This window comes from Candidatus Brocadia sapporoensis (assembly GCF_001753675.2).
GTDB lineage: Bacteria > Planctomycetota > Brocadiia > Brocadiales > Brocadiaceae > Brocadia > Brocadia sapporoensis.
This window is the reverse complement of the sequence record NZ_MJUW02000074.1, coordinates 1-14,328: the sequence shown is the minus strand read 5'-3', so window position 1 is coordinate 14,328 and position 14,328 is coordinate 1. Positions and strand designations below refer to the sequence as shown.

Genomic DNA, 14,328 nt, shown 5'->3' with positions numbered 1-14,328 from the left:
TTGATCAGGTGATGTCTTCGGTTACCGGGTGGCATGGACAACCTTGTTTGTCCATGTTGTTTGAATATATACACGGATTTGGAATATATCACACAGACAAACAAAGTTTGTCAGCGCCTCTCTGTAACCGGCTTAAACAAGATGAGTATCCTATACAATCAAGTTAGGAAGCTGGTTTGGCTCGCGAAGCTCAATATATTCAGATTACAGGATCGAGATCCAAATGTCTCCTGACTGTAATTATCAGAACGATGGTTCTTTTGGGTGAATTTCCTATAGGAATATATGGTAATAAGCGTGTGTGCTCTGCAAAGCCCCATGATTGTTCCTTTAAGCTACCTTAACCTTAATACATGTCTTTATCGCATTATTCAATGCTTTTAGTAATTCTTCAAGGTTAACGGGGTTGATCTGCACCGCTTGTCCCAAGCTGATCGTCCTGGCAAGGGTATTTCTGAGGAGAGGATTTTTCAATTGTTTGAATCCAAAGTCTAATAAAATATCCAGGGTCTGCGGATATTGCTTGATAAGTTGATAAACATTGGTATTGGCAGTTGCAACTTCAATGTGTTCTGTGGTCTCTTCTTCCACATTCAGCCGCATGGTCTTCCAGGTGTTTATTCCAAAGAAAAACATGGCTGCGTATTCAAGAAAACCGCTGATTCCCATGATCGGATATAACGAAGGATAAAAGTGCGAAGCGAGTGGTTGCGCCACAACCCTGCATACACATCCGACGTTGATAAATATAAAAGTCATAGTAAGAAGTCTCGTACTGCATAATTTTACACCCTTGCTTAAAGGAATCATCTTGGATGCACAGCCAAGGATCATCATACTGATAAAGCCAACAAAAATTGCGTGTCGATACGCACCAAATAAGGCATGGGAAACCTGTTCTCCTGAAAGACTTTCATAGATCGTAAAAATTAAGAAAGCGCTTTCTGAAATAAACAGCCAAACGAGGGCAACTCTGATATATTTTCTGAATCCGGTAGGTAAGTTGGTTGGGTTTTTGACCGTTTTTCTTCTGTTAAATAAATTCAGATTATAAATAAATAAAAATATCCCAACGGTCTCGAGGATGCCCGCAATGCAAAATATCGCAGTAAAAAAACCATGAAGGTTGCTGGTATATTCTTTATAAAACCCAGAGAACGTTCGTAACGCAATTGAGATATTCAGAATATGCAAAACATAGCCGCTGACTTTCTGGTTTGGCTCCTGTATCCCCAGAAAAATTGGCAGGGTCTTGGTGAATATTCCGATGATAACCATGCAGGCAAATCCCATAATCTGGATGTGCCGGATGGGGTTTTTAAAAGCATCAGGGATATCAGTATTTTGCACAACAGTAAAATGAAAGTACAAAATGATAAAAGCGATAGTCTGAAAGATAAACCAAAGATAGCTGGATAGAAAAAACCATTCGTACGGTTCATATTTCTGCTTTTCTGCTGAGATATACGTCCTGCAAATATTATAGATAAAAAGCGTTATCGATGTAGCCTGAAGGGTACAGCCAAACAAGACAAGCACCTTAAAGAAGAAGAATCCAAAATAATATGAAAGCGTTTTAAAGACAAAGGAAAGTAACATGCCGGCGATTATCAGGAAAAAAGATTTATAAGCCAGCGGCGTGCTGTAGAGCATGGTGTTCCAAAATTTAGGTAAGGCAAAATATGATATCCCCATGATGAATAAGCCAACCCATCCGTATACCTGGGTATCGCCATGTGTTTCGAGCAGTATCCAGGAGACAGAGGTCATGGAATTCCGGAATGCCATATAGGCTAATAATGAAGCCCCGTACAGACACCCTGTGGAAAGCACAATGAGTATTGCGGTCTTTACAAAGATCTCGTAAACATGCTCGGTCTGCGGTTTTGTAATTGCCATGTCACTGTTTGAATCAATCGCCCCATCGATAATTTTTTGAATGTCGTCGATCAATTTGTCAGGGCTAATATTGTGCATTTTGGCGAAAAATGACAGAGGTTTGTCAGGAAGGATATTGCCGCCACACATGATTCCATAGGTCTCAAAGATACGTCGGGTTACAGGAAAGTTTTCTATAATTTCTTTAACAGTGTTTTCTTGCCGTATCCTTTTCATAGACGAGGTTCCTTTTATTTCTTATGAAGTATTGTACGCTTATATCAAACAGAAGATTTTGTATTCTACGCAGGATGTCGTAATAAAATGTAACAATTGTTAAATAAGCAATATATCAGACATGCAAAGGGGTGTCAACGACATTCTCTATAGGCAGGTATTTACAGATTCATTCTTCAGTCTTCAAACACGACACATTTTCTCATGGCTTCTTTTGCCCTACAAAGTCTGATATCAGCCATTTTTATCATATCTTTCCGGAGGTGACGTCATCGCTGTGGCAGAAACTGCAGGCACCGGCGCTCAGGGTAATTACCTGACAAGGGCTCTTGCTGCGCTGAAAATCCGCATCCCTGATCCTTTCAACCATCTTTGTAGCTACTATTCTTGCCCCGTCAATACCGGTCTGGGGCAGAATGGCCCGAAATCCTTCGCCGCCATACTGGTATAATCTGTCAGCTCCGCGCATATTGGCATTCAGGACTACCGAAACCACCTCCAGCGCTTCGTCGCCACCTTCCGTGTTATTTATTAACCACGCCGGCTTTCTCCATGGCATAACTATTTTCAGAGCACAACACCTTCACCCTTGCTGTTACGGTATGCCGTTTCCCTGCCTACGTTTCACCCGTGTCTATACCGAATGAGCGCAAGACTCGGTACTGGCGGTTAGCTAACTTTGCCAGGCTGGCTTTTCGCCCAACTGGTTGTTGCATGCTTGGCCTGACACACTAATAATTTAATTTTTTGAAAAGATATTCTTTTCATTTATAATAGGCATTCATGAAAAAAGACGCCGCTTCAGGAAACACCTATATCAGACTCCTCGGTTATCTGAAACCGTATTGGTACAAATCGGCAATCATTCTCACCCTTTCAGCAGTAAGCGCGTACATTGCTGTTTTGCCAACCCAGATATTGGGCATTGCGGTGGATGAAATCCGGATAGCCGATACCTTAATAAAAACACCGAACAACTCATCTGAAGAGAACTCACACGATAAAAATATCCTTCACGGGCAAAAGAATCCTATTCCGCTTTCAAAGCCCCTGCTACGGGCATCTCACTATGTTCATAAGGATTGGTTTGAAAGTTATAATGCCACCATTATTACTCTCGCCTTTCTCGCCGTAAGTTTCATCGTTATGCATATCTTTCACAGCGGTATTTCGCTGGCCCATGGATTCCTTACTTCAGAGCTCGGCCAAAGGCTAATCTACGATATGCGGAATCAGCTTTATGACCATATCCAGCGATTTCCCTTACAATATTTTGAGAATACCAAGACCGGCGATATTATGAGCCGTCTCATGAATGACGTGAATTCCCTGGAGCAGGCAATTGTAGGGCCGGTGATCAGTTTTATTACTGACATATTCAAATTTGGCTGGATACTCTATTTTTGCCTAAAACTTGACTGGCAGCTCACCAGCATTGCCCTGGGTGTTTGTCCCTTTATCTCCCTCTGCACCTATAATTTTGGCAAAAGGATCAGAAAGGTCTTTCGTTCCCTCAGGGATAAAACGGCAGAACTCAACTCCCTCATTCAGGACAACATCTCAGGAATACGGGTCATTGCTGGATTTGCGAAAGAAGCGGAGGAGATGGAACGATTCAAAAGTAAAAACTACGATAACTATAGCCTCTATGTACAAATATTGAAACTCGTTTCTGCGTTAAGGCCCATTGTTGACCTGATAACTGAAACGGGAGCGGTCGTCGTCATCTGCCTGGGAGGATATAAGGTGCTCCAGGGGCAACTGTCCGCAGGTACCTTCGTCATATTCTTTCCCTATCTCCAGATGATGTACAGTCCGATTACCAGCCTGACCCGTTTTTACAACCAGGTGCAGCGCGCCATCGCATCCACTGAACGTATCTTCGATGTCCTGGATACACCGTGTGATTTGAAAGACGCCCCCCATGCGGTAGATCTGCCGCCCGTGCAGGGTATGGTAGAATTCAGGCACATTCACTTCGCGTATAGCCAGGACATCGAAGTCCTGACGGACATCAACCTCATTGCACATCCGGGCCAGATGATTGCCTTTGTGGGTCCCAGTGGCAGCGGCAAGACCACTCTGACAAAACTTATCCCCCGATTTTATGATCCCACGAAAGGAGGAATTTTCATTGATGGACATAACATAAAGGACGTCAAACTCCATTCCCTGCGTCGACAAATGGCCATGGTGCTCCAGGAGCCTTTTTTGTTTAACAACACCGTAAAGGCAAACATCGCCTATGCCCGGCCTGGTGCAGCGGACAAAGAAATAGAAGAGGCCGCTCGTGCCGCCAATGCACACGACTTTATCTGCGGGCTGCCAAAGCAATATGATTCTCTGATTGGCGAACGCGGGGTAAAACTTTCCGGCGGACAGAAACAGCGCATCGCCATCGCCCGCGCTATCCTTGCCAATCCCAGGATCCTCATCCTGGATGAGGCTACAGCGTCGGTTGATACAGAGACCGAACAACTCATTCAGAATGCCATCTACCGTCTGGTAAAAAACCGGACCACCTTCGTCATTGCACACCGACTGTCAACCATACTCCATGCCGATCTAATCGTGGTGCTGGAGAAGGGACGGATCATGGAAACGGGACTCCATCATGAACTAATTTCGCATGGAGGACTCTACAAAAAACTCTTTGAGATGCAGTTTAATACCCAGGAAAAGCTGAAGCAAGAAGAGACAGAAGCAGAAAGAGAAAAAGCTGAGGCCGCGGCGATAATACAAGAACCTGCTATCGATTTGAATGAGGCACCGCAACCCCCGAAGTGGTCATAAGACGTGCGGGTTTATTAATTCCTGCAGCACGGATCGCAGCTTTTACCGCTTTTTGTAAGAGTGTTTCTTTAATCCAATAAATATACGATTCTTCTGTTCTCCTGCTATCGTGCTTTACTCAAATTGCATCACGTGCCTGATCAAGTAATTTTGTTTTTGGCATAAGAGTTCCTTTTTGTTATGGAAACAATTTTATTGCAATGGTTTGGTACTTTAAGTATATTACCGGAAAAATGTTCATAAACCTTATTATATGCCCAAATAGCCGTAAAACAAGGGGACTTTTAGTCACTTATGAATACTGCAAGATGGTTGATATGGGAAATATAATATGATTCTGTCACTGGAGAAAAATAATGAATTTAGCAGAACGTATCACCATTGACCCCGAAATTTGTCATGGAAAACCAAGCATTCGTGGATTACGTTATCCTGTAGAAACAATTCTGGAACTGCTTAGTTCTGGAATGACCATTGATGAGATTCTTGCCGACTACCAAGACCTTGAGCGTGAAGACATTTTAGCCGTGCTGGGGTTTGCTGCCCGACTCAGCCAAATAAAACGTATAGAGCCTGTATTGGTATGAAATTTCTTGTTGATGCTCAACTTCCACGGCGATTGGTGGTTTTATTGCGGAAGGCAGGATTTGATGCTATCCATACGCTTGATCTTGCGCTGGGTAATCGTACTCCAGACAGGGTTATCAATGAACTTTCGATCAAGGAACAGCGAGTAGTGATAACGAAAGATTCCGATTTTGTTGACTCGTATGTAGTCAAGCAACAGCCGTGGAAATTGTTATTGATTTCAACCGGCAATATTCGTAACACCGAGCTAATAGCGTTGTTTGTGGCTAACATTGATAAAATTGCAGAAGGCTTTAAGGTCTTTAATTTTATTGAAATTAATCAAATGAGTGTAGTTTTTCATTCATAGAGGCCTGCCTAACAATCGCATGCAGCGGATTCGGTACTCGCTTACACATCGTACCGAACCGCCGATGCCGGGTGTTAGAAGGCTAAACGAATTTACATAACCGGAACAATGAAGAAACGCTATCAGGTTTTTGTCAGCTCAACTTACGAAGATTTAACCGAGGAGCGCCAAGCTGCAATGCGCACACTGCTTCGTGTCGATTGCATCCCGGCCGGTATGGAGGGGAAACAGGGTCGCATCTCAAATCATAAGTTATCGCCTCTTCAAAGTTATTATCATAGCACGTAGTTTTCTCCTTCACAGCAGTTTGGCATTCATTAGGTTCTAACACATGGTAATTGTTGCTCCTGATACACCACCAAAAAGGCAACTATACAGCGGATAAATATACGGGATGAATGGTGTCAAACATTCCAATATCACTTGACACATTAAAATAATGAACAAAATAGATATTTGAAATGGCTGAAGGGTTTAAAAATATTCATCGTGCCTGCCGCAACGTAAAAGAATGATAACGTCTCTGAATCGCTTCATAATTTCTCCTTATTATGCAATTATCACAAAGGATTAAAATATTTTATTAATCCTTTTAATACAAATTTATAAGTTCTTTTACAACCCCCCAGCACCCCTTTTGTTAAGGAGACTTGTTTGCATCTGTGCCGCGTTAGGTTCAAGCGCATAGGTATTGCTGTTTCTGACACATCATCGATAATTTTGAATAACTGTGTCGCCATACAAAAGTTAAAAAATGACATAGCACTTGAGAAGCATGAAAAATCTAATAGAATTAACTGCATATGAAAATAAATGAGATCTTTAAAAGCATTCAGGGTGAGACATCGTATGCCGGCCTGCCGTGTACCTTCATACGCATCACGGGATGCAATATACGGTGCAGTTACTGCGATACTACCTACGCCTATGAAGAAGGAACGGAGATGCCCATCGGCTCCATCCTTGAGCATGTTGCCGAATTCAAAACGAAATTAGCCTGCATAACCGGAGGCGAACCTCTGTCGGATAAGGATACACCATCCTTGATTGAAGAGTTGCTCAGCATAAATTATACGATTCTCGTTGAAACCAATGGCAGCTATGATATCCGTATGATTCCGCAAAAGGCCATAAAAATTATGGATATTAAGTGCCCGGACAGTGGGACGAGTCATTTAATGCACTGGCAGAATGTCCGGTATTTAACGAAAAGAGACGAAGTAAAATTCGTCTTGCATTCACGTAATGATTACGAATGGGCAAAAAACGTGATAGCGGAGTATCGTTTATCAGAAGTTGCACAGGTGTTGATAGGAACCGTTTTTAACGCTTTACCACCAAGAACTGTTGTCCAGTGGATTTTAGAAGACAATCTTCCCGTGCGATTTCAACTGCAACTTCATAAATATATCTGGGACCCTCAAACACGAGGAGTTTAACATTACATGAAAGATTTAGCGATCGTGCTAGTCAGCGGCGGTATGGATAGCTGCGTGACGGCAGCTATTGCGCATACGCAGTATGAACTTGCACTCTTGCACGTGAACTACGGACAGCGTACGGAGTCGAGGGAGCTAAAGGCCTTTCATGACATAGCATCGTTTTACAACGTACCGAAGGAGAAAATTCTTATATCAAACATCGATTACCTGAGTAAGATCGGGGGATCAAGCCTGACAGATCGTAGTATGAGCGTACCGGATGCGCAGGCAAATACCGAAGAAATTCCCACGTCCTATGTTCCCTTCCGAAACACACACCTCCTGGCCATTGCTGTTTCCTGGGGTGAAGTTATCGGTGCGAGGAAAATATTTATTGGCGCCGTGGAACAGGACAGCCCGGGCTATCCCGATTGCAAACCAGCCTATTACGAGGCAATTAATAATCTTATCAAGGTGGGTACAAAGCCAACCACCTCTCTAGAGGTGGAAACGCCCCTAATACACATGAAGAAATCGGAGATTATCAAAATAGGTATTTCTTTGGAAGCGCCACTCAACCTGAGCTGGTCATGTTACCAAAACACTGAAAAGGCGTGCGGTCTATGCCACAGTTGTTTCTTGCGTCTAAAAGCCTTTCAGGAGGCTGGGGTCAAAGACCCGATTCCCTATGATAAACCAAAACCAGTTATCGACAATGAAGGCGATTCTTACGGCTAATGGTCTTTATTTAATCTGTATGGTACTGGTTATGCTTTTAAAGGTTAGCGCGTAAGACATGAAAAGCAGGAAATAATTCTTTATTCTTTTTCCATGTAATAATCCGGATTTGTCAAAAACTTGGCCATACAATAATCAGAGCAAAAGTAATAGACTTTGTTCAGATACACACTGGGGACAAATCTTTCCAGTTCATCGATCCCTATGTGACATACAGGATCTCTTGCTCCCTTAGGAGAAGAAGCCATCTTAAGATATTTTAACGGATTTTTATCAAAGTCCGTTTTACATTCACTACTGCAAAAATAATACGTTACTCCCTCATACATTGATTTAGGCGTATTCTCGCAAACCTCAATATTTACACACCCCATGTCAGAAAAATATGCACAAACGGGGTCGACAACCCGTGGCTTTCCTTTTTTGGATGAAGTAACAGGACCTGCACATCCGGTAATCACAAACAAAAAGATAACCGCTACCAGAAAGTATCTATTTACCATGTTTTACTCCTTGGCTAAAAACTATAACTGACACCTGCAACCACCTTAAAATCTGTCTCTTGCTGTTCCCCAAGCAGGTTTTGAAATACGGGGAATAAAATCGAAGCACCGAACCCCAAATGAGGGGTAATCCCTGCACGCACTCCGGGCGAAAGGAAGACGATGGTGCCTCCACTATTATGCTCGTCTTTTCCGTTTTGCTTGTCCCGGAAAAGATATCTCGTATTGATTTCTCCAACAGGCGCAAAGTTCGGATATTTATTTTTTGGGATGACCTGATATGTCGTTGCAAGGCTCCAGTCTATACGATCGCCCACTTTGAAATCTCCTGATCCTTCTGTGCGATAAATGTATTGGATACTTGTATCCATAGTCCAATCTCTTGTAAACCAACGTGAATATGCAAAAGCAGTTGTAAAATCATAAGAACCACTTCCCGGCTGTTCTACGGCCTCCAGTTTTTCACCTGCATTATTCTTTTTGTCATCGACGCCAGTGGGAAATTTAACGCCGGCCAAAACAGCATAATGCCCCTGAGGCCCCCGCATGAAACGGTACTTGCACGAAAGCCAGAGATCAGTAAGCCCATCGGGATTAGCATGAAAAATATTAACTTCGTCGTCTTCCAGTTCGGATTCACGGAAGTTGGCCGATTCAAACCAGCCTGTGGTAAGTCCAACGGTCAGGTCATCAGTGACTCCATACCCAACATCCATGGTAGATAAGAGCGTCCTGTCAACGGCGTCAAAGGAGCCGCCTTTTACTGCTTTTTCAAGTAATTTTGAATCAGAGATTCCTTCGAACTCGGTAAATTCTGTTCGTAAACCCAATGAAAAGACGCCGCTTTTTAAAGTGATGGCAGGTATTGTAATAGCTGTCCCACTGGTTCCGGCACCATGATTCGCCTCGCTACACTTTATGAAAACTAGCAGAAAGAGGATTAATAATGAAAATAGATACTTAGAACGAAGATACCTTGTTCGCATGTTTTTATCCCGATTAAATGGTTCTAGTACAGCCTGGCGTCATTCAAACCCTTTCATTATTCGTAACAAAACCTGTAATACTTTTTTATACAGGATTCGGGTAAAAACGCCTCCATATTTTGTGCTGATACCAAATTTTCGTACAGGAATTACAATGCCTCACACAATCCCCCCGTAAACTAAGAGGAAACAGCGGGGAAGTCGCTGAATGCCTTATTTATGTGAATAGGAAGTGCTTTTTATGTGAAGTCTCTGGGCGGTTTTTCTGGGGGAGATACGCTCATTTCAGGAATGCGGATTGAAGTGTCATGGGAAAAGAAACACAGGAAAAATTCTTTTTCTGACTGAACCTTGACCTCTAATATATATTTCACGGTGAAGATTATACCTTTCAGTGGACTATCTCCATATTTGCAATTTACACCGCTTATGACTACATGAAGGCCATTTTTCCGGCCATGAACATTATCCTGGAACTTAACCAGGTCTTTGTTGAGTTTACAACAGCAATGCGCCCTGCAATCGGATTCCGATCTACAGCCACATTGGTGCCCTTTACAAGGGAATTCTTCGGACTTCCCCGGAAAGCATACTGCAATACCACCGTTGCATAACGTCATGCATACAACCAACAAAATTTGAGTATAGGTAAACATATTTTTCATCATGTACAGGCAAAATGAAAATTTTTTATATCGGGATATTGTTTTTCTCTTATATTTGCATCCATCAAAAACTGTAGTAAAATGACTCTAAAAATACCATCAATACGTATAGAATTCGGCAAGACAAATATGAAAAATGCATTTATTTCTCTCTCTTTGGATAGCATACCGTTTCACAAAAAACCTATGCGCAAGCAAATGTCATTGCGCAGAGTGGCGCGACGAAACAATCTGTTGTTTACAAAAGCCGAAAGGTTGCTTCGCTGTCGCTCGCAATGACAATAACATATGGAAACATTTTTGTAAAACGTTACACTAACGGGAAGATGAACCGTAATTTTGTTGCACCCAAACCTCAGATAATTCTGGCACTTACCTTTTTATCCTTCCGACATTCTGTCGGGAACATTTCCGGACTCTTTCTGTTCACTGACAATTGTGTTTCTCTGCGATGACAACTCATAGTCCGTTAAAAGATCATAAAATATGTGTGGATTTTTTTCTTTTAATTCAATCATATAATCCATAAATTTTATGATACCATCACTAAAAATCTTTTTCACCTTTTTCATTAATAAACGTTGTTTTTGTGCTTCATAAATAAAGGGTTTATCCGGGTTGGTTTGTTTAAATAATTTGACATCCTCGATGAAATGCAAAACATAAACCATGTCATCAAAACCTGAATCGACGTCGTGAATAATTGCCCGCTCCATAAAGTCATAGAATACCTGATAGGCCTGGATGTACTCCATAATGACATGTTCCATTTCTTCCAATGACTGATACTCAAGATGGTTGGCGTCATTACGCATTTGCCTTAATTCTTCTGTACTTGCATTTTTGATCTTCGATATCGTTATCACGGGGAATTTAAGTGCATTAAAGTAGGTAAGAAAAAGGTTGCGCAGTTTCGAACGATACAAATAACTCTTCACATACATTATCCTCCTCAACTTCTCTGCCTTTTCCTTCTTTTCCAATAATTTTTCAATCAATAAAGCGCCAAGCATAATTTCAAGGGGTATGGCGGCCAGATGCAATGCAAACTCAAAATGAGTCTGATAAAAAACAAATAAAAAGAGCGCTGAAACAGATACCAGAGAAAGATATAACCATGATTTTTTGGTAACGGTCTTTAAAAATATCGCAATATTTAGTGAAGCACTTTCCCGATGCCTGGATCGCTCAATAGCGGCCTTCTTGTACATCTCCAGGAGGCTTGTTTGTGTCGTTATCAGAGATCTCAACCTTTCTTCTTCAGTAATGTCGCTTTTGTCAATAACAAAGATCTTCTCTGATACAAAGGGTAATACCGCCATTTTTGCATTCAAAGCTATATTTTTAAATAAATCAGCGGTATTGTGGGGAATTTTCATTTTAGAAAATATAATCACCGCAAATAAATTGCCCGTAGGTAACATACCACCAAATCCCAATGCAGATCTGATTCCGAAAGGAATCACAAACTTGTCCTGAGCCGGAATGTAAGGGCTTCCCTGGGCATCAGGAACGTGATACACGTTAAAAATCCTGTTTTCCAGTTCGAGCGCCAGATTTGGATTAGGATTTAGCACTTGAGAGACATCTATCCCCATCTGATAAATAAATTCGTATACCATCAGATTTTGCTTCAGCATATTTTCATCCAATAGAGGAAGAACGCGGTGTCCCTGCGAAAGCTTCGGTGAATTCCACGCCGGTTGCGAACCTGCAGTTGCCAAGAGAATCAAACATTTCATCTCTTGCGGTGCAGACTGTCCATGTAAAGTCCTGTCAGTTAATTGGTGTAATTCTTCATCAAGACTTGAATAAGGATACGTCATAAAAAAACGAACCAGTGCGCAGGATTTTTCCCCTGTGTTTTTATCAACAAGATTATCGTAAAAATAATGGACTATCAGGTTGGCCAGATCTTCAACATTTTTTGCCTTCAACTCAAGGTTTTGCAAAGCCTCCCCACAACGGATCATATCCTCAAAGGTAAATTTTGTTATATCGTACATTGCTTTATCCTCCGGTTTTCTTAGTATACTTTTGCAAAAATAATAACGCAACACCTTATTATAATATTACTGTACAAGATCTTTCTTTTTTCGCGGCAATACTATAGAAAATCTTTATATAATTTTTGCCCTTTGATTTTTATTTTTTATCTATATAATAAATCCTTAGACTTTTAATGCTCACAAATTATATCTATATTCTCAACAATTCCCATGTCAAGCATAGATTTGTCTGTTCATTTGTGTAACATACGATTAAGCAATCCCACGATCCTTGCATCAGGTATTTTAGGTACGACAAGGGCATTACTAAAGAGAGTAGCTGAGAGTGGTGCGGGCGCTGTAACGACTAAATCTATTAGTAATGAACCCCGGGAAGGCCATAAGAATCCCACGGTCATTACTTTCGATGGCGGCATGCTGAACGCAGTGGGTTATTCAAATCCTGGCGTAGATGCGGCCGCCAGGGAATTTTCAAATCTTCAGGTCATAAACGTACCGGTAATTGCTAGCGTTATCGGTACACAGAAAGAAGATTTTGCACGAGTGGTCGATGGTCTCTCTGACACAAATTTTTCAGCGATCGAGATACCGCTTTCTTGTCCACATACGCCCGGGTTTGGCCTTCTCGCAGGTCAGGGCACCCCAGAAGCAACATTTGCCATAACCTCCGAAATACGAAAAATAACCAAATTGCCCATATTTGTTAAACTATCCCCCAATATTCCAGAAATCTGTACAGTTGCTAAGGCCGCTGAGGATGCCGGCGCCGATGCCATTACAGCAGTGAATTCTATGGGGCCAGGGATGATTATCAATATCGAGGCACAAAAACCTATTTTGCACTTCAAGGTGGGCGGCGTCACCGGTGACGCTCTAAGGCCCATTGCCATACGATGCGTGTATGACCTTTACAAGGCTGTAAATATTCCCATCATTGGTGTGGGCGGTGTCTCGACCGGACGGCATTCGATTGAGATGATGATGGCAGGAGCATCTGCGGTGGGTATCGGGACAGGAGTCTATTATCGAGGTATCGATGTTTTTAAAAAGGTGTGCGAAGAAATGGTTCAATGGATGGAAGAGAATAATTTTGACAACATTAATAGCATTATAGGCATAGCACATGATTGAACAACCCCGTATAGTAAAAATTTGTGACATCCTGGAAGAATCCGCAAACGTGAGGACTCTTTTTTTTAAACGTATTCTGGATTTTATGCCGGGGCAGTTTGTGATGGTCTGGATACCTCTTCTCGATGAAAAACCCTTCACCATATCATATATGCAAAAGGATATCGCAGGCATCTCTGTCTTAAAGAGAGGGATCTTTACTCAAGCGCTTCACGCTAAAAAAATAGGAGATAGTATCGGAATACGTGGCCCTTACGGCAAAGGATTTCATACCCAAACAAAGTTAAATGCATGTGTTGTAGGAGGTGGAATCGGGATGGCGTCTCTGGCAACTCTTGTAGACGCATTATCAGATATAACCATTATCCAGGGTGCAAGAACTTCATCCGAAATCATTTATAAAACTCGTTTTCCAGAAATGAAATTGTGTACCGATGATGGCAGTTTTGGTTTTAAGGGGACCACCGTTGATTTCTTAAGGGAATTGTTAAATACACGAACCTTTCATAAGGTCTATACCTGCGGCCCTGAGAAGATGATGTATCAGGTGGTTGAATTATGCAAAAATCGTGGGATTGATTGCGAAGCGTCTTTGGATCGCTATATGAAATGCGGTTTTGGCGTCTGCGGACAATGTGATTGCAGTGGTCAACGGGTATGTATTGAAGGCCCTGTTTTTACAGCAACAGAACTAAGCCGGATGGAAGATTTCGGAAGAATACATATATTAAAAACCGGGGAAAGGATAACAATTTGATAGTTGATAATGTAATCCATCGTTGTCCGGTTAACTGTTTACATACCTTGTTTCCTAGCCCTCGAAGCGTCATTCCCGCATATTTTTAGCATGAATCCAGGAAATTCAGGAATCACGGGTCAGTTACTCTGCCCCTTATTTGCAGCCTCCGGATCATAAATAACACCCAAATTCTTTTTGGAAACAGATAATTTATCAGAAAGAACCTTTTTCTAGACCTAAAACAAGCGAGGTTTAAAAAACCTCGCCAATCATCCTAAATTCAGCCCTATT

Annotated in this window: 14 protein-coding genes; 9 read left to right on the top strand and 5 right to left on the bottom strand. The window is 41.9% G+C overall.

What is annotated here, in order from left to right:
- Nucleotides 1-330: 330 nt before the first annotated feature.
- Complete coding sequence (locus BIY37_RS06475) at nt 331-2,115, bottom strand: DUF1858 domain-containing protein (RefSeq protein ID WP_070067026.1); 1,785 nt, start codon at nt 2,113-2,115, stop codon at nt 331-333.
- 247 nt (nt 2,116-2,362) lie between these two features.
- On the bottom strand, nt 2,363-2,674 hold the full coding sequence (locus tag BIY37_RS06470; RefSeq protein ID WP_070067025.1) for a GGDEF domain-containing protein: 312 nt from the start codon (nt 2,672-2,674) through the stop codon (nt 2,363-2,365).
- A gap of 224 nt (nt 2,675-2,898) precedes the next feature.
- Between BIY37_RS06470 and BIY37_RS06465 the strand changes: the two genes are divergently transcribed.
- From BIY37_RS06465 to queC, 6 genes are all read left to right on the top strand, one after another.
- Complete coding sequence (locus tag BIY37_RS06465) at nt 2,899-4,908, top strand: ABC transporter ATP-binding protein (RefSeq protein WP_070067024.1); 2,010 nt, start codon at nt 2,899-2,901, stop codon at nt 4,906-4,908.
- Nucleotides 4,909-5,264: 356 nt separating this feature from the next.
- Entirely contained in the window at nt 5,265-5,495 is a 231-nt protein-coding gene (locus tag BIY37_RS06460) for a DUF433 domain-containing protein (protein ID WP_070067023.1), read from the top strand.
- Nucleotides 5,492-5,845 (top strand): DUF5615 family PIN-like protein, encoded by a 354-nt coding sequence (locus BIY37_RS06455; protein ID WP_070067022.1) that lies wholly within the window; start codon nt 5,492-5,494, stop codon nt 5,843-5,845. The genes BIY37_RS06460 and BIY37_RS06455 overlap by 4 nt, the downstream gene beginning before the upstream one ends.
- Nucleotides 5,846-5,953: 108 nt before the next feature.
- Complete coding sequence (locus tag BIY37_RS14340) at nt 5,954-6,133, top strand: DUF4062 domain-containing protein (protein ID WP_080324899.1); 180 nt, start codon at nt 5,954-5,956, stop codon at nt 6,131-6,133.
- 515 nt (nt 6,134-6,648) lie between these two features.
- Nucleotides 6,649-7,284, top strand: a complete 636-nt coding sequence (locus BIY37_RS06445) for a radical SAM protein (RefSeq protein WP_070067021.1) — start codon at nt 6,649-6,651, stop codon at nt 7,282-7,284.
- 6 nt (nt 7,285-7,290) lie between these two features.
- Entirely contained in the window at nt 7,291-8,004 is a 714-nt protein-coding gene (gene queC, locus BIY37_RS06440; protein WP_070067020.1) for a 7-cyano-7-deazaguanine synthase QueC, read from the top strand.
- Nucleotides 8,005-8,084: 80 nt separating this feature from the next.
- Here queC and BIY37_RS06435 read toward each other — a convergent pair whose 3' ends face one another.
- Together BIY37_RS06435 and BIY37_RS06430 are read right to left on the bottom strand one after the other, a co-directional pair.
- On the bottom strand, nt 8,085-8,507 hold the full coding sequence (locus tag BIY37_RS06435) for a YHS domain-containing protein (RefSeq protein ID WP_070067019.1): 423 nt from the start codon (nt 8,505-8,507) through the stop codon (nt 8,085-8,087).
- 14 nt (nt 8,508-8,521) lie between these two features.
- Complete coding sequence (locus BIY37_RS06430; protein WP_070067018.1) at nt 8,522-9,493, bottom strand: transporter; 972 nt, start codon at nt 9,491-9,493, stop codon at nt 8,522-8,524.
- Nucleotides 9,494-9,930: 437 nt separating this feature from the next.
- On the opposite strand from BIY37_RS06430, the gene BIY37_RS13440 reads away from it, so the two are divergent.
- Nucleotides 9,931-10,107 carry a hypothetical protein gene (locus tag BIY37_RS13440; protein ID WP_179129314.1) on the top strand — a complete coding sequence of 59 codons (177 nt, stop codon included), beginning with the start codon at nt 9,931-9,933 and terminating at the stop codon, nt 10,105-10,107.
- Between the two features lie 431 nt (nt 10,108-10,538).
- Here the strand turns inward: BIY37_RS13440 and BIY37_RS06420 are convergent, their stop codons facing one another.
- Nucleotides 10,539-12,164 carry a hypothetical protein gene (locus tag BIY37_RS06420; RefSeq protein WP_070067016.1) on the bottom strand — a complete coding sequence of 542 codons (1,626 nt, stop codon included), beginning with the start codon at nt 12,162-12,164 and terminating at the stop codon, nt 10,539-10,541.
- Between the two features lie 213 nt (nt 12,165-12,377).
- Here BIY37_RS06420 and BIY37_RS06415 point away from each other — a divergent pair, with 213 nt between their 5' ends.
- Together BIY37_RS06415 and BIY37_RS06410 are read left to right on the top strand one after the other, a co-directional pair.
- Nucleotides 12,378-13,298 carry a dihydroorotate dehydrogenase gene (locus BIY37_RS06415; protein WP_070067015.1) on the top strand — a complete coding sequence of 307 codons (921 nt, stop codon included), beginning with the start codon at nt 12,378-12,380 and terminating at the stop codon, nt 13,296-13,298.
- Nucleotides 13,291-14,055: a dihydroorotate dehydrogenase electron transfer subunit gene (locus BIY37_RS06410; RefSeq protein ID WP_070067014.1), complete on the top strand. Its 765-nt coding sequence runs from the start codon at nt 13,291-13,293 to the stop codon at nt 14,053-14,055. Before BIY37_RS06415 ends, BIY37_RS06410 begins: the two co-directional genes overlap by 8 nt.
- Nucleotides 14,056-14,328: the final 273 nt, after the last annotated feature.